We start from the raw sequence: 14,595 nt of genomic DNA on the forward strand, positions 1-14,595 counted from the left end.
CTACTGCGGCCCGATCTTCGGGTCGAGGGCGCCGCTGGCGTAGCGCTTGGCCATCTCGGCGACGGAGATCGGGCGGATCTTCGAGCCCTTGCCGGCGGTGTTGAACTCCTCGAAGCGCTGCTTGCAGAGCTTCGTCATCGCCTCCATGGCGGGCTTGAGGTACTTGCGCGGGTCGAACTCGGACGGGTTCTCGGTGAGCACCTTCCGGATCTGGCCGGTCATCGCCATGCGATTGTCGGTGTCGATGTTGATCTTGCGCACGCCGTGCTTGATGCCGCGCTGGATCTCCTCGACCGGGACGCCCCAGGTCGGCTTCATCTGGCCGCCGTACTGGTTGATGATGTCCTGCAGGTCCTGCGGCACCGACGACGAGCCGTGCATGACGAGGTGGGTCGTCGGCAGGCGGCGGTGGATCTCCTCGATCACGTTCATCGCCAGCACCTCGCCGTCGGGCTTGCGGGTGAACTTGTAGGCGCCGTGGCTCGTGCCCATGGCGACGGCCAGCGCGTCCACCTTCGTGGCCTCGACGAACTTCACCGCTTCGTCCGGGTCGGTCAGGAGCTGGTCGTGGCTGAGGGTGCCCTCGGCGCCGTGGCCGTCCTCGGCCTCGCCCTGGCCGCTCTCCAACGAGCCGAGCACGCCCAGCTCGCCCTCGACCGAGACACCGGCCCAGTGGGCCATCTTGGTGACGTTGCGGGTGATCTCGACGTTGTAGGTGTAGTCGGCCGGGGTCTTGCCGTCGGCCTTCAGCGAGCCGTCCATCATCACGGAGGTGAAGCCGTACTGGATGGCGGTGGCGCAGGTGGCTTCGTTGTTGCCGTGGTCGAGATGCATGCAGACCGGAATGTGCGGGTAGATCTCGACGAGGCCGTCGATCAGCTTGGCCAGCACGACGTCGTTGGCGTAGGCCCGGGCGCCGCGGCTCGCCTGGAGGATCACCGGCGAGTCGGTGGCGTCGGCGGCCGCCATGATGGCGAGGCCCTGCTCCATGTTGTTCAGGTTGAAGGCGGGCACGCCGTACTCGTACTCAGCGGCGTGATCGAGGAGCTGCCGGAGGGTGATGCGTGCCATCGTGCGTGTCTTCCCGTTTCCCGTTTCGTCGTCCGCCGGATCGCCGGGGGTATCAAGAAACCCTCAGCTGCGCTGTATCGTGTCGCTCTGCCGGGTGCCTCGCTTTCGGTCAATCTCCGGCAGGGCGCAGGACATTCTTTCGGCGGATGATCCTCACCCGGTCCGGTTCACCGGTGCCACGACGCGTTCCTCGCCCTCGCTGACTCGCGCGACGAAGTCACGGCCGTAACCCGCGATGTCGCGCGCATCCCGGCCGCGTTCCGCCCCTCTTCGCGCATGCCGAGATCGAGGCGGTCGATCCGCCCGTCGAGGCGCGTCACCGTCCCGGTCCGCAGATGCGCCAGGCTCGCCTGGACGCCCTTCGGGATCTCGAAGGCTGCGATCTCCACGTGGTCACCCCTGGCCTCGGCCCCCCGGCCGACGACGGCCGGCCATGTAGATAGGGTCGTGTCGCAGGCGGAGGAGAGCAAGGCGACCCTCTCAGCCTTTCGCCCGCAGCGCCTCGACGCCCGGGAGGGCCTTGCCTTCCAGCCACTCGAGGAAGGCGCCGCCGGCGGTCGAGACGTAGGTGAAGTCCTGCCCCACGCCGGCATGGTTGAGCGCGGCCACGGTGTCGCCGCCGCCCGCGACCGAGACGAGCTGGCCGTCCTTCGTCCGCGCGGCCGCGTGCTTGGCGGCGGCCACGGTCGCGGCGTCGAACGGGGCGAGCTCGAAGGCGCCCAGCGGGCCGTTCCACACCAGGGTCTTGGCCCCGTCGATGGCGGCGTTGATCTCGGCGACCGAGCGCGAACCGGCATCGAGGATCATGCTGGCGTCCGGCACGGCGTCCACCGGTACGGTCTCGTGGGGGGCCTGCGCCTTGAACTCGCTCGCGGCGACCGCGTCGACCGGCAGGATGATCCGGCAGCCGGCCTTCTCGGCCGCCGCCAGGATCCGCGTGGCGGTCTCGGCGAGATCCTTCTCGCAGAGGGACTTGCCCACCGCCTTCCCCTGCGCGTGCAGGAAGGTGTTGGCCATGCCGCCGCCGATCACCAGCATGTCGACCTTGGCGACGAGGTTCTCCAGCAGATCGATCTTGGACGAGACCTTGGCCCCTCCGACCAGCGCGATCACCGGGCGCTGGGGCGATTCCAGGCCCTTGGTCAGCGCATCGAGCTCGGCCTGCATCTCGCGGCCGGCATAGGCCGGCAACCGGTGCGCCAGACCCTCGGTGGAGGCGTGCGCGCGGTGGGCCGCCGAGAAGGCCTCGTTGACGTAGACGTCGCCGTTCGCCGCCAGGGCGTCCGCGAAGGCCGCGTCGTTCTTCTCCTCACCCGCGTGGTAGCGGGTGTTCTCGAGGAGGAGGACGTCGCCGTCCTTGAGGGCCGCCACCGCCTGCGCGGCGGCGTCGCCGACGCAGTCAGCCGCGAAGGCGACATCGCGTCCGAGGGCCGCGCCGAGGGCGGGAACAACCGGCTCGAGCGAATCCTTCGGCTCGCGCTTGCCCTTCGGTCGACCGAAATGGGCGAGCAGGATCACCTTGGCGCCCTGCTCGGCGACCTCGCGGATCGTCGGTGCGACGCGCTCGATGCGGGTCGCGTCGGTCACGCGCCCGCTCTCCATGGGCACGTTCAGGTCGACGCGCATGAGGACCCGCTTGCCCTTGAGGGAGCCGGCATCGTCGAGGGTGCGGAAGGCGCTCATGCGGTCTGGTGCGGTCCTGTGCGAGGCGGGGCGATTACTGCGCGGTGGTGCCGATGGTGGCCCGCTGCGGCAGCAGACGGTCGAGGTTGAGCCGCTGGACGGCCACCATCAGGACCACGGTCAGGATGGCGGTGATCACGGCGGTGAGGACGAGGGCGCCGGTCCCGGGCAGGCGCCGGGTGCGCTCGGCGAGGCCGCGCATCTCCGTCCGGAGCGCCGCGAGGTCGGATTGCCGCGCGGATTCGTTCATCCGGCTCGCGGCGTTCTCGACCTTGTCCTCGACCCGCGACAGGAGCGCCTCGGAGCGGGCGTACTTGTCCTCGATGCGCGAGCACTTATCCTCGATCCGCGCGAGCTGATCGAAGAGCTGATTGGCCGGGAGCGTGTGGGACGGGACCGCGGAGGCGGCGGGTGCGGCGGTCGGTGCCACGGCGGGTGCGTTGGGCGGCGGCGGAGCCGGCCTGGGGGCGGGCGGCACGGCTGCCGGCCCGCTCGACGTGCCCTGCGAAGCGTCGGTCATCCCTGAAGAGTCCCTGGTTCGAAGATAGGCCGTCCGAAGAGAAGTGCGGCCGCCGGCCTCTCAGGAGGCGGCGACCGCTGCAGTCCAGCTCAGATGAGCTTGGCCATCGCGACGGCCGTGTCGGCCATGCGGTTCGAGAAGCCCCACTCGTTGTCGTACCAGGTCAGGATGCGCACCAGAACGCCGTCCATGACCTTGGTCTGGTCGAGGTGGAAGGTCGACGAATGCGGGTCGTGGTTGAAGTCGATCGAGACGTTCGGCCGGTCGGTGACGCCGAGGACGCCCTTCAGCGGACCGGAAGCGGCGGCCTTGATCGCGTCGTTGATCTCCTGGACCGTGGTCGCGCGCTTGGCCGTGAAGACGAGATCCACCGCCGAGACGTTCGGGGTCGGCACGCGGATCGCGGTGCCGTCGAGCTTGCCCTTGAGCTCCGGAAGCACGAGGCCGACGGCCTTCGCGGCGCCGGTCGAGGTCGGGATCATCGAGAGCGCCGCGGCGCGGGCCCGGTAAAGATCCTTGTGCATCTGGTCCAGCGACGGCTGGTCGTTGGTGTAGGAATGGATCGTGGTCATGAAGCCGCGCTCGATGCCGACGGCCTCGTCCAGCACCTTCGCCACCGGGGCGAGGCAGTTCGTGGTGCAGGAGGCGTTCGACACGACGTGGTGCTCGCCCGTGAGCTTGTCGTGATTCACGCCGTAGACCACCGTCAGGTCGGCGCCGTCGGCCGGGGCCGAGACGAGGACGCGCTTGGCGCCGGCGTCGAGATGGGCCTTCGCCTTGTCCTTCGACGTGAAGATGCCGGTGCACTCGAGCGCGATGTCGACGCCGAGGTCGCGGTGCGGCAGCTCGGCCGGGTTGCGCACGGCCGTGACCTTGATGCGCTTGCCGTTCACCACCAGGAACTCGCCGTCGACCGCGACCTCGCCAGGGAAGCGGCCGTGCACGGAATCGTAGCGGAGCAGGTGGGCGTTGGTCTCCACCGGGCCGAGATCGTTGATCGCCACGACCTCGATGTCGCTGCGGCCGGCTTCCGCGATCGCCCGCAGGACGTTGCGGCCGATGCGTCCGAATCCGTTGATGGCAACCTTCGTCACGGCGTGACTCCTTCCTGATGCGGCTCGCCGCGCGCCGGACCTCGGGAGCGGTCCGCGAAGCGGTCTCGGCGGCCCGCCATACCGTCCGGGCCGGGCCGGACGGGATCTGGGCGGGCGGGTTTGAACCTGCGATGAACCGGACCGGGAGAGGCCGGGCTTCGACGCCCGTGACCGTCGGATCGGACGGTGCTGGCTGAGGCCTCGGAACTGTCGCGGACCGGCCCTCCGGCATGTCTCGCGCGGTCCCTCTCGGGATCGCGCGGCTGTCTAGCATGGAGCCTCGACCTGTCAAACGCGTCGCTGTGACAAAGACCTTCGATCCACCGACCAATAAACAGGGATTGCCAGGATCCATTCGGTCAGCGGGCGGATCGGGGATCGAACGCGATTTCGCGCTGGAATTCCGCCTGCATTCGACCGAAAGCTTCGCGTCGGGGTAGACGAAGAACCATGGCCGACGAGACCGAGACCCTTTCCATCGACGACGCGCTCAGCCGGCTCGAAGCGGCGATCACCCGCCTCGACGCCGTCGTCCAGCACCGCCTCGAGACCGACGCGCAGCCCGACGACCGGGACGCGGAGCTCGCCCTGATGGACGAGGATCGAGCCCGGCTGGCCGCCGCCCTCGACGCGGCGAGCGCCCGCCTCGCCGCGGTCTCGGCGACGACCGGGGAGGTCGGGCACCGGCTCGACCGGGCCATCGAGACCGTTCAGGATGTGCTCGGACGCGCCTGACCCCACCGCCCCCGCCTGTCGGAGCGACCAGCGGAGCCATCCTTGCCGCAGATCAACGTGACCATCGACGGCCGCAGCTACCGCATGGCCTGCGGCGAGGGGGAGGAGGCGCATCTGACGGGCCTCGCCGCCACCCTGGACGGGCGCATCGCCGAGATGCGCAAGAGCTTCGGCGAGATCGGCGACATGCGCCTGCAGGTCATGGCGGCGCTGACCATCGCCGACGAGCTCGCGGAGCTGCGGTCGCGGATCGCGACGCTGGAAGGCAACGTCGCGGAGCTGCGCGCCGCCGCCGAGACCGCGGAGCGGGGGCGGACGGAAGATGCCGAGCGCGCGGCGTTCGGGATCGGTCGGGCGGCCGAGCATATCGGGCGGCTCGCCGACGCCCTCGGCGCGTCGGCGCCGCGGGCCTGATCCGCGGCGCCCGGACGTGCCTCGCGAGGACCGACGTCCCCATGAATCAGAGACAGGCCGTGAGCGCCTGTCCTAGGAAGGCGCGGCGTCGAACCGGGTCCGCGCCGCCTGGATCGCGCCGTGGCTCTCCTCGGCCCATCGGACGAGGCGCGCCAGCGGCTCGAGCAGGGCGACCCCGAGGTCCGTGAGCCGGTACTCGACGCTGGGCGGCTTCGTCGGGAACACCGTCCGCGCCACGAACCCGTCCCGCTCGAGATCCCGGAGCGTCTGCGTCAGCATCCGCTTGGAGATGTCGGGCAGCGTGCGGAGCAGGGCGCTGAACCGGAGCGGCCCGTCGGCCAGGGCGATCAGGAGCAGCATCGACCACTTGTCGCCCACCCGATCCAGCACGTCCCGGACCGGGCACGCCGCCGGATCGAGGGTGCCGGCCCGCCACACCGCGTACTTGGCCGCCAGCTCGGCGCGGGCGGGCGGCAGCGCGGTCTCCTTCGCGTAACCTGGTCCCAAAATCCTGCCTCCTTCACCGCCCCAGTGGTCTCATCTAGTGACCATGTCCCGGAATTGAACCATGGGAGACAGGCATGACGCGGACCGATCATCCGAGCTACTTCGTGACCGGCGCCACGGGCCAGCTGGGCCGACAGGTCATCGCGGCGCTCCTGGAGCGCGTGCCGGCCGGCGCGGTGATGGCCGGCGCGCGGGACACCGAGGGCGAGGCGGCTCTGAGCCTGCGAAGCCTGGGCGTGGCGGTCCGCCGGGCCGACTACGCCGATCCGACGAGTCTGGACGCGGCGTTCCAGGGCATCCAGCGCCTCCTGCTGATCTCGTCGAGCGAGATCGGCCGGCGCGTGGCGCAGCATCGCAACGTCATCGACAGTGCCGGACGGACCGGTGTCGGTCTGATCGCCTACACGAGCGTCCTGCACGCCGACACGTCGGCCCTCGCCCTGGCCGAGGAGCATCGCCAGACCGAGCGGCTGCTCGCGGATTCCGGCGTGCCGTTCGTCGTGCTGCGCAACGGCTGGTACACGGAGAACTACGCCGCCGGCATCGCGCCGGCGCTCGCCCACGGCGCCGTCCTCGGCTGCGCGGGCGACGGGCGGATCGCCTCGGCCGCGCGGGTCGATTACGCGGCGGCGGCGGCGGCTGTTCTCACCGCCGAGGGGCAGGGCGGCCGCATCTACGAGCTGGCGGGCGACGAGTCCTACACGCTGACCGAGTTCGCGGCGGCGATCGCCGCCGCGGCAGGCAGACCGGTCGCGTACCGCGATCTGCCGCAGGCGGAGTACCGGGCGGCGCTCGTGGCCGCCGGGATACCGTCAGACTTCGCCGCGCTGCTCGCCGACTCGGACGCGGCCGCGGCCCGCGGCGCGCTAGACGACGACACGCGTCAGCTGAGCGCGCTGATCGGCAGGCCGACGACGCCCTACAGGTCCACGGTGCACGACGCCGTCGCGCGCCTCTGAATCCCGTGCGCGACTGTCCGCATCGTCACTCCGTCTCGGCGATGTAGCGCCCCAGCGCCGCCGCGGCCCGGAGCATGTGGGCGCGCATGCGCCGGGCGGCCGTCTCGCCGTCGCCCTCGGCGATCGCCGCCAGGATCTCGCCGTGCTCCTCCCGCGAGCGGCGGATCCGGTCGGCATGGCGGAGCTGCGTGCGCCGGAACGCGGCCAGCCGCTCGCGGATCGCCAGGGCCTGCTCGGCCATGAAGCCGTTATGGGTCGCCGTGTAGAGCGCCTCGTGGAAGGCACGGTTGAATCGGTCGTAGGCGTCGACGTCGCCCGCCTCGACCGCCTGGGCGGACTCCTCGTGGAGCTCCATCAGCTCCCCGCGCTCGAGGGGCGTCATCCGGTAGGTCGCGAGTCGAGCGCACATCGCCTCGATCTCGGCGGTCGTCTCGAACATGTCGGCGATCCGCTGCGGCGTCAGGCGCGCCACCACCACGCCCCGGCGGGGCCGGATCTCCACGAGCCCGGAGGCGGCGAGCTGGCGTAACGCCTCCCGGACGGGCGTGCGCGACGCGCCGTAGCGATCGGCCAGGTTCTGCTCGTCGAGGGCCGTACCGGCCGCGATCGTCCCCGACGCGATGGCGTCGGTGAGCGCGTCGCGGATCCGGTCCGAGAGCAGCCCGCTGTCGATCTTCCGGAAGTCTCCGTGCATCCGCCGTTCCTCGATGTCCCGTCAGCGGCGCCTGCCAGTCCTCGGGAAGACGATGAGGAACAATACCCTAATCCGCGCGCGCGCACCCGCATTTCGACCGGGCGCACCGGGAGACCGCCGCTTCAGTCGACCAAAGCCTGGACCGTGAGGAACAGGATCGACGGTCCGACGAGGCAGCCGATGCCGGTGTGGAACGTCGCCGTCAGCGCGCCGTAGGGAACGAGCTTCGGATCGGTCGCCGCGAGGCCACCATACGCCATGGCCGAGCGCGGGTTGTCGAGGCCGATCAGCCGGGCCCCCCAGGGGCGTCCCGACATCACCATGATCGCTTCGGTCACGCCGGTGGCGATGGACAGCGCCATCACGGTGGAATCCGCGTCGACGCGTGCGTCGGGGAGCGTTTCTTTCCCGGATCGGCCTTTGAGCTGTCGCGGAAGGTATGCAAGAGGTTGGCGGAACAGCAATCCCGTATACGAAACTGTCAATGGCACGGGTTTTAAAATACCGAACTGGGGGCTATGTAAAGTCCGGTACACCGATTGGAGCACGCGGATGGGCGACTGGCGCGGTGAGAGGCAGGCACGCGACGCGCGGATCGCGGCCGGGCGCGCCCACGCGGACGGCAAGGTCGTGCCGGCCGCGGCCGTGGTCGACCTGCTGGAGGCGATCCTGCGGCCCGGCGACCGCGTCTGCCTCGAGGGCGACAACCAGAAGCAGGCCGACTGCCTCGCCCGCGGCCTGAGCGCCTGCGATCCCGCCAAGATCCACGACCTGCACATGGTCCAGTCGGGAATCGTTCTGCCCGAGCACCTCGACGTGTTCGAGACCGGGATCGCCAAGCGGCTCGACTACTCGTACTCGGGCCCGCAGGGCGCCCGCATCGCCAAGATGCTCTACGGCGGCCAGATCGAGCTCGGGGCGGTCCATACCTACCTCGAGCTGTTCGCCCGCTATTTCGTCGACCTGACGCCCAACGTGGCGCTGATCGCCGGCGTCTCGGCCGACCGGAACGGCAACCTGTATACGGGGCCGAACACCGAGGACACGCCGACCGTCGTGGAGGCGACCGCCTTCAAGAACGGCGTCGTGGTCGCGCAGGTCAACGAGATCGTCGACACGGTCCCGCGGGTCGACATCCCGGGCGACCGAATCGACTTCGTGGTCGAGGCCGACAAGCCCTTCTACGTGGAGCCGCTCTTCACCCGCGACCCGGCGGCGATGACCGAGACGCAGATCCTGATCGCCATGATGGCGATCAAGGGGATCTACGCCGAGTACGGCATCAGGCGGCTCAACCACGGCATCGGGTTCGGCACGGCGGCGATCGAGCTGCTGCTGCCGACCTACGGCGAGAAGCTCGGCCTCAAGGGCAAGATCGCCACCCACTGGGCGCTCAACCCGCACCCGACCCTCATCCCGGCGATCGAGTCGGGCTGGGTCAAGCAGGTCCACTGCTTCGGCTCCGAGGTCGGGATGGATCGCTACATCCGCGAGCGGCCCGACGTCTTCTTCACCGGCGCCGACGGGAGCCTGCGCTCGAACCGGGCGTTCTGCCAGACGGCCGGCCTCTACGCCTGCGACATGTTCATCGGCGCGACGCTCCAGATCGACCTGATGGGCCATTCCTCGACCATCACCCAGTCGCGGGTGGCAGGCTTCGGGGGCGCGCCCAACATGGGCTCGGACCCGCACGGCCGCCGCCACCCCTCCGATGCCTGGATGAAGGCCGGCCGCGAGGGCCAGATCGTCGGCGATCCGGCGCTGATGCGCGGGCGCAAGCTCGTGGTGCAGCTGGTCGAAACCTTCGGGGACAAGCTGGTCCCGACCTTCGTGGAGAAGCTCGACGCTCTCGAACTGGCGAAGAAGATCGGACTCGAGCTGGCACCGGTGATGATCTACGCCGACGATGTCACCCACATCGTCACCGAGGAGGGCATCGCCAACCTGCTGCTCTGCCGGGACGCCGACGAGCGCGAGCAGGCGATCCGGGGCGTTGCGGGCTACACCGGGGTCGGTCGCGGCCGCGACCGCGCGAAGGTCGAGGAACTGCGCGCCCGCGGCGTCATCCGCCGCCCGGAGGATCTCGGCATCGAGCCGCTCGACGCGGACCGCGCGCTGCTCGCCGCGAAGTCGATCAAGGATCTCGTGCACTGGTCGGGCGGCCTTTACGAGCCGCCGGCCCGGTTCCGGAACTGGTGAGCGTCGCGCGATGACGGATCCGCACGCGAGGAGACGGCGATGGAATCCCTGACCTTCCGCCACACCACCGAGAAGCCGCTCTCCGGCTCGGCGCCGAGCGCGATCACCGGCGTCGTGGCGTCCGGCAACCTGGAGATCCTGCTCGAGCGGGTCCTGCCGCCGGATACCTGCGAGGTGGCCATCGAGACCCCGATCGCCGGGTACGGCGGCGTCTGGGAGGCGGTGGTGGCCGATTTCGTTGCCCGGGCGCAGCCGGGCGGCCTCCGCATCAGCATCAACGACGGCGGCGCCCGCCCTGACACCGTGTCGCTGCGCCTGCTCCAGGGCGCGCGGCTGATGGAGGCCTGACCATGGCTGGCGACCGCGCCGCGCGCCCCGATCCGGACGCCCTGAGCTGGTACGAGGCCACCGCCCGCCAGCGCGTGCTGGCGCTCACCGATCCGGGAAGCTTCCGCGAGTTCCTGCCGCCGACGGAGCGGCGGATGAGCCCGCACCTGCCGCTCTTCGATCTGCCCCGCGCCTTCGACGACGGCATCGTGGTCGGCCGCGCGCGCCTGGACGGCGAGCCGGTCCTGATAGCCGCCCAGGAGGGCCGGTTCATGGGAGGCGCCTTCGGCGAGGTGCACGGGGGCAAGCTCGTCGGCCTGCTCCGAGCGGCCCTGGAGCTGAGGCCGAAGGCGGTCCTGATCCTGTTCGACACCGGCGGCGTCCGCCTGCAGGAGGCCAATGCCGGCGAGACGGCCATCGCCGAGACCATGCGGGCCATCGTCGAGGCCCGCGCGGCCGGCATCCCCGTCGTCGGGCTGATCGGCGGCCGGGCCGGCTGCTACGGTGGCGGCGGTCTGATCGCCGGCACCTGCTCGCGGCTCGCCGTGTCGGAAGGCGGGCGGATCTCGGTGTCCGGCCCCGAGGTGATCGAGACCAACAAGGGCGCCGAAGAGTTCGATTCCCGCGACCGAGCCCTGGTCTGGCGGACCATGGGCGGCAAGCACCGCCGCCTGATCGGCGGCGCCGACGCCTTCTGCGCCGACACGGTGTTGGCCTTCCGCGCGGCCGCCCGCGACCTCGTCGGCCGCGCCCCGCCCTTCGACCTGGACACCCTGGAAGCCGAGCAGGCGCGCCTGGAGGCCCGCATCGAGCGGTTCGGCGACTGTCGCGACGCGACCGATGTCTGGGCGCGCCTCGGAGTGAACGATCCCGAGGCCGTGCCCGCGATGGACACGGCCGCCTTCGACGAGACCGTGGCCCGGAGTCCAGAGGCCGACCATGACGCTCGCTGAGATCCTCGCCTCCCTGTTCCCGCAGGGTCACGCGGTGGCGGTGCGCGACGGTCTCGTGTCCGGCACCGGACCGTTCGCGGGCGGCCGGATGCACGTGGTCGGCGTCGACGGCGACACGCCGCTGGGCACCGACGGGGCACTGGTCCTGTCGCGGGCCGTGCTCGACGCCGTGCGGTCCGGCGACCGCGCGCCGATCCTCGTGACTGTGGATTCCGACAGTCAGCGCATGAGCCGCCGCGACGAGCTGCTTGGCCTCAACGAGTGCCTCGCGCACCTCGCCAAGGCGCTGCTCCTGGCGGACCGGTCGGGCCATCCGACGATCGGGCTGATCTACGGCCACTCGGCCGCTGGCGCCTTCATCGCGACGGCCCTTGCGACGCGGGTCCTCGCGGCACTGCCCGGGGCGAATCCGAGCGTGATGGACCTGCCGTCCGTCGCCCGGGTGACCAAGCTGCCCCTCGAGAAGCTGCAGGACATGGCGAAGACGACGCCGGTCTTCGCGCCCGGCCTCGACAACATGGTCGCGACGGGCGCCGTCCACGTGGTCCTGGACCCGGACCAGCCCCTCGAGGGCCAGATCCGCGGGGCGATCGACACGATGCAGGCGCAGGACATCCGCGACCGTCTGGGCGCCGAGCGCGGCGGCCGCCCGGTCGCCCGCGCCGTCGCGGCGGCCGTCGCCGACCAGGCCCGCCTTGGCTGAGCCTTTCCGACGCCACGACCTCGTCCGGGCCGACCCGGCGGCCTGGGCGGCGTGGCGCGTTGGCCGGCCCAATCTCAGCGCCGTCCCGCATCTGGAGCACTGGGCCGCTTCGGGCCGACCGCTGATCGTCCGCCGCCGCATCCCCGGGGAGACCGGCGACGCGGTGCCGCTCGGCCTGCCGCTGCCGCCCGCGGACGGCAAGCGGCGGATCGGGCTCGCCCTGCCGGCATCCGCGCTGTCGCCGGCGCCGGTGGTGAGCCTCGCCGAGGCCGCCGCCCACGCGCCGGTGCCCTGGAGCGCGACCCTCGACGCGCTGACGGAGCTCGGCCGACGGCACGGCCTCGCGCCGCGGCCCTTCGGCAGCCTCCTGTGGCAGGCGGTCACGGGCCTCACCTACCTCAGCGCCAACTCCGACCTCGACCTGCTCTGGCCGTGCCGACCTCCGGTGCCGGTCGGCCTGCTCGACGGCATCGCCGCGGTGGCGGAGGCGGCGCCGATGGGCATCGACGGGGAGATCCTGCTGCCGGACGGCGCGGGTCTGCACTGGCGCGAGCTGCGCGCGGCGCCCGAGGACGGCTCGGTGCTCGCCAAGAGCCTGGAGCGGCTGCTCCTGCGGCCGGTCGCGGGCCTGCGGGGCCCGGGCCCCGCATGACCCTCGCGATCCTCCTTCCGGGCCAGGGTGGCCAGCACCCGGCGATGTTCGACCTGACGGCCGATCATCCGGCGGCCCAGGACGCGTTCGCGGCCGCCAGGCCGCTCCTCGGCGGCGCCGACCCGCGCGACCTGGCCCGAGCGGGCGGCGACAACCTGCACGCGAATCGGACCGGCCAGATCCTGTGCTGCGTCGCCGCCCTGACGGCGTGGCGGGCGCTGGAGGAGGCGGCGCCGGACCGGTCGATCGTGGCCGGCTACAGCATCGGCGATCTCGCGGCCTGGGGCGTCGCCGGACGGCTCGATCCCGCCGACGTGCTCGCCCTGGCGGCCCGACGGGCGGAGGCCATGGACGCCGCTTCCGGCACGGGGTTCGGGCTTGCGGGGATCCGCGGCCTGAGCCTCGACGCGCTCACGGATCTCGCGGACCGCCACGGCTGCCACCTCGCCATCCGCAACGCGGCCGACAGCGGTGTCGTCGGCGGTCCGCGCGCGACGCTGGAGACGCTGTGCCGGGAGGCGACCGGCTCGGGCGCCCAGAGGGCGGTGGTCCTGCCCGTCCACACGCCGTCGCACACGCCGCTGCTCCACGCCGCGACGGCGGCCTTCCGGGACGCGCTCGCCGCAGTGCCGCCGCGTCGGCCGCCGCTCCGCGCGCCGCGGCTGGTCAGCGGGCTGGACGGGAGCACGGTGTTCCGCGACGCCGACGGCCGCGAGAATCTGGCGCTCCAGATCTCGCGCACGATCGACTGGGCCGCCTGCCTCGACGCGTGCCGCGAGTACGGCGCGGACCGCGTGCTCGAACTCGGGCCAGGCCACGCCCTCGCCACGATGGCCCGGGCCGCCCTCCCGGCGGCGCGCGTTCACGCCATCGAGGAATTCCGCTCGCTCGGCGGCGTGGCGGACTGGCTCGCGCGACCTTAGCGGCGCCGCACAGATGCCGCACAACCCTTGCGGATGGTTGTCCCCGGGCGGCGCTAGTCTGGTGATGTGCCCTTCCGGCTCCGCTTGCTTGGCACAATACTGATGTCGACACCTCGCCTTGACGCGCGGCCCGTTGCGGTCGTAGCAGCCGGGCATCTTCGGGACGGGACGGGTTCATGACGGCCAAGCGAGCGCTGATCACGGGAGTGACGGGCCAGGACGGCGCGTATCTGGCGCAGCTGCTCCTGCAGAAGGGCTACGCCGTCACCGGCATCGTGCGGCGCTCCAGCCATGCCGGCGTGTTCGATCACCGGTTGAAATGGCTCGGCATCCTCGACGATGTCGAGCTGGTCGACGGCAACCTGCTCGACCAGTCCGCCCTGCTGCGCATCGTCCAGGCGGCCAAGCCCGACGAGATCTACAACCTCGCGGCCCAGTCGTTCGTGACCTCGTCCTGGCAGCAGCCGCTGCTGACCGGGCAGGTCACCGGCCTCGGCGCGGTGCACATGCTGGAATGCCTGCGCTCGGCGGCGCCCCAGGCGCGCTACTACCAGGCCTCGACCTCGGAGATGTTCGGCCTGATCCAGGAGGCCAAGCAGAGCGAGTCGACGCCGTTCTACCCGCGCTCGCCCTACGGCGTGGCCAAGCTGTACGCGCACTGGATGACCATCAACTACCGCGAGAGCTTCGGGCTGCACGCGTCGAACGGCATCCTGTTCAACCACGAGAGCCCACTGCGCGGCGTCGAGTTCGTCACCCGCAAGGTCACCGACGCGGTGGCGCGGATCAAGCTCGGCCGGCAGAAGGAGCTGCGGCTGGGCAACATCGACGCCAAGCGCGACTGGGGCCACGCCCGCGACTACGTGAAGGCGATGTGGCTCATGCTGCAGCAGGACCGCCCCGACGATTACGTGATCGCCACCGGCCGGACCACGACGGTGCGCGACATGTGCGAGATCGCGTTCAAGCACGTCGGCCTGAAGGTGGACGACCACCTGATCGTCGACCCGGCGCTGTTCCGGCCGGCAGAGGTCGAAGTGCTGCTGGGCAACCCCGCCAAGGCCAAGGCGACCTTCGGCTGGGAGGCCGAGACCAGCCTCGAGGCGCTGATCACCGAGATGGTCGACGCCGACATCAAGCGCCTCAGCGCCAACGCCTGAG

17 protein-coding genes and 1 pseudogene are annotated in these 14,595 nt (G+C 71.2%); 10 read left to right on the forward strand and 8 right to left on the reverse strand.

Annotated elements, in window-relative coordinates; genetic code table 11:
* The 5 genes from fba to gap form a co-directional block, all read right to left on the reverse strand.
* The gene (fba, locus tag ACTJK8_RS00925) at positions 1–1,071 is read right to left on the reverse strand and encodes a class II fructose-bisphosphate aldolase (RefSeq protein WP_012317181.1); all 1,071 of its coding nucleotides are present in this window, start codon (positions 1,069–1,071) and stop codon (positions 1–3) included.
* 167 nt (positions 1,072–1,238) lie between these two features.
* The gene (locus ACTJK8_RS00930) at positions 1,239–1,541 is read right to left on the reverse strand and encodes a hypothetical protein (protein ID WP_440761373.1); all 303 of its coding nucleotides are present in this window, start codon (positions 1,539–1,541) and stop codon (positions 1,239–1,241) included.
* 10 nt (positions 1,542–1,551) lie between these two features.
* Positions 1,552–2,754: a phosphoglycerate kinase gene (locus ACTJK8_RS00935; protein WP_063111629.1), complete on the reverse strand. Its 1,203-nt coding sequence runs from the start codon at positions 2,752–2,754 to the stop codon at positions 1,552–1,554.
* 34 nt (positions 2,755–2,788) lie between these two features.
* Entirely contained in the window at positions 2,789–3,274 is a 486-nt protein-coding gene (locus ACTJK8_RS00940; RefSeq protein ID WP_012317184.1) for a hypothetical protein, read from the reverse strand.
* Positions 3,275–3,363: 89 nt separating this feature from the next.
* Entirely contained in the window at positions 3,364–4,368 is a 1,005-nt protein-coding gene (gene gap / locus ACTJK8_RS00945) for a type I glyceraldehyde-3-phosphate dehydrogenase (RefSeq protein ID WP_012317185.1), read from the reverse strand.
* A gap of 450 nt (positions 4,369–4,818) precedes the next feature.
* Here gap and ACTJK8_RS00950 point away from each other — a divergent pair, with 450 nt between their 5' ends.
* Together ACTJK8_RS00950 and ACTJK8_RS00955 are read left to right on the forward strand one after the other, a co-directional pair.
* Positions 4,819–5,103 carry a DUF4164 family protein gene (locus tag ACTJK8_RS00950; RefSeq protein ID WP_024827845.1) on the forward strand — a complete coding sequence of 95 codons (285 nt, stop codon included), beginning with the start codon at positions 4,819–4,821 and terminating at the stop codon, positions 5,101–5,103.
* A gap of 42 nt (positions 5,104–5,145) precedes the next feature.
* Complete coding sequence (locus ACTJK8_RS00955) at positions 5,146–5,517, forward strand: cell division protein ZapA (protein WP_012317187.1); 372 nt, start codon at positions 5,146–5,148, stop codon at positions 5,515–5,517.
* A 72-nt stretch (positions 5,518–5,589) separates the two neighbouring features.
* On the opposite strand, the gene ACTJK8_RS00960 is transcribed toward ACTJK8_RS00955, so the two are convergent.
* On the reverse strand, positions 5,590–6,024 hold the full coding sequence (locus ACTJK8_RS00960) for a winged helix-turn-helix transcriptional regulator (RefSeq protein ID WP_116655439.1): 435 nt from the start codon (positions 6,022–6,024) through the stop codon (positions 5,590–5,592).
* Between the two features lie 74 nt (positions 6,025–6,098).
* Here ACTJK8_RS00960 and ACTJK8_RS00965 point away from each other — a divergent pair, with 74 nt between their 5' ends.
* Positions 6,099–6,983, forward strand: coding sequence for an NmrA family NAD(P)-binding protein (locus ACTJK8_RS00965; protein ID WP_440761374.1), 885 nt, complete (start codon positions 6,099–6,101; stop codon positions 6,981–6,983).
* 25 nt (positions 6,984–7,008) lie between these two features.
* On the opposite strand, the gene ACTJK8_RS00970 is transcribed toward ACTJK8_RS00965, so the two are convergent.
* Positions 7,009–7,677, reverse strand: coding sequence for a GntR family transcriptional regulator (locus ACTJK8_RS00970; protein ID WP_012317190.1), 669 nt, complete (start codon positions 7,675–7,677; stop codon positions 7,009–7,011).
* A gap of 122 nt (positions 7,678–7,799) precedes the next feature.
* Positions 7,800–8,066 (reverse strand): annotated as a pseudogene (locus ACTJK8_RS00975) (malonate transporter subunit MadM); the annotation flags it as partial.
* A 163-nt stretch (positions 8,067–8,229) separates the two neighbouring features.
* Between ACTJK8_RS00975 and mdcA the strand changes: the two are divergent.
* From mdcA to gmd, 7 genes are all read left to right on the forward strand, one after another.
* The gene (gene mdcA, locus ACTJK8_RS00980; protein WP_012317191.1) at positions 8,230–9,876 is read left to right on the forward strand and encodes a malonate decarboxylase subunit alpha; all 1,647 of its coding nucleotides are present in this window, start codon (positions 8,230–8,232) and stop codon (positions 9,874–9,876) included.
* 39 nt (positions 9,877–9,915) lie between these two features.
* Complete coding sequence (gene mdcC / locus ACTJK8_RS00985; protein WP_012317192.1) at positions 9,916–10,224, forward strand: malonate decarboxylase acyl carrier protein; 309 nt, start codon at positions 9,916–9,918, stop codon at positions 10,222–10,224.
* A 2-nt stretch (positions 10,225–10,226) separates the two neighbouring features.
* On the forward strand, positions 10,227–11,156 hold the full coding sequence (locus tag ACTJK8_RS00990) for a biotin-independent malonate decarboxylase subunit beta (RefSeq protein ID WP_024827838.1): 930 nt from the start codon (positions 10,227–10,229) through the stop codon (positions 11,154–11,156).
* A complete protein-coding gene (gene mdcE, locus ACTJK8_RS00995; protein WP_024827837.1) occupies positions 11,143–11,859 on the forward strand; it encodes a biotin-independent malonate decarboxylase subunit gamma in 717 nt (238 codons plus the stop codon). Before ACTJK8_RS00990 ends, mdcE begins: the two co-directional genes overlap by 14 nt.
* Entirely contained in the window at positions 11,852–12,511 is a 660-nt protein-coding gene (gene mdcG, locus ACTJK8_RS01000; protein WP_440761375.1) for a malonate decarboxylase holo-[acyl-carrier-protein] synthase, read from the forward strand. The genes mdcE and mdcG overlap by 8 nt, the downstream gene beginning before the upstream one ends.
* Positions 12,508–13,434 (forward strand): acyltransferase domain-containing protein, encoded by a 927-nt coding sequence (locus tag ACTJK8_RS01005; RefSeq protein WP_024827836.1) that lies wholly within the window; start codon positions 12,508–12,510, stop codon positions 13,432–13,434. Before mdcG ends, ACTJK8_RS01005 begins: the two co-directional genes overlap by 4 nt.
* A 176-nt stretch (positions 13,435–13,610) precedes the next feature.
* Entirely contained in the window at positions 13,611–14,594 is a 984-nt protein-coding gene (gene gmd, locus ACTJK8_RS01010; RefSeq protein ID WP_012317197.1) for a GDP-mannose 4,6-dehydratase, read from the forward strand.
* Position 14,595 lies beyond the last annotated feature (1 nt).

It is taken from the genome of Methylobacterium sp. 22177 (assembly GCF_052045615.1).
Classification (GTDB): Bacteria; Pseudomonadota; Alphaproteobacteria; order Rhizobiales; family Beijerinckiaceae; genus Methylobacterium; species Methylobacterium radiotolerans.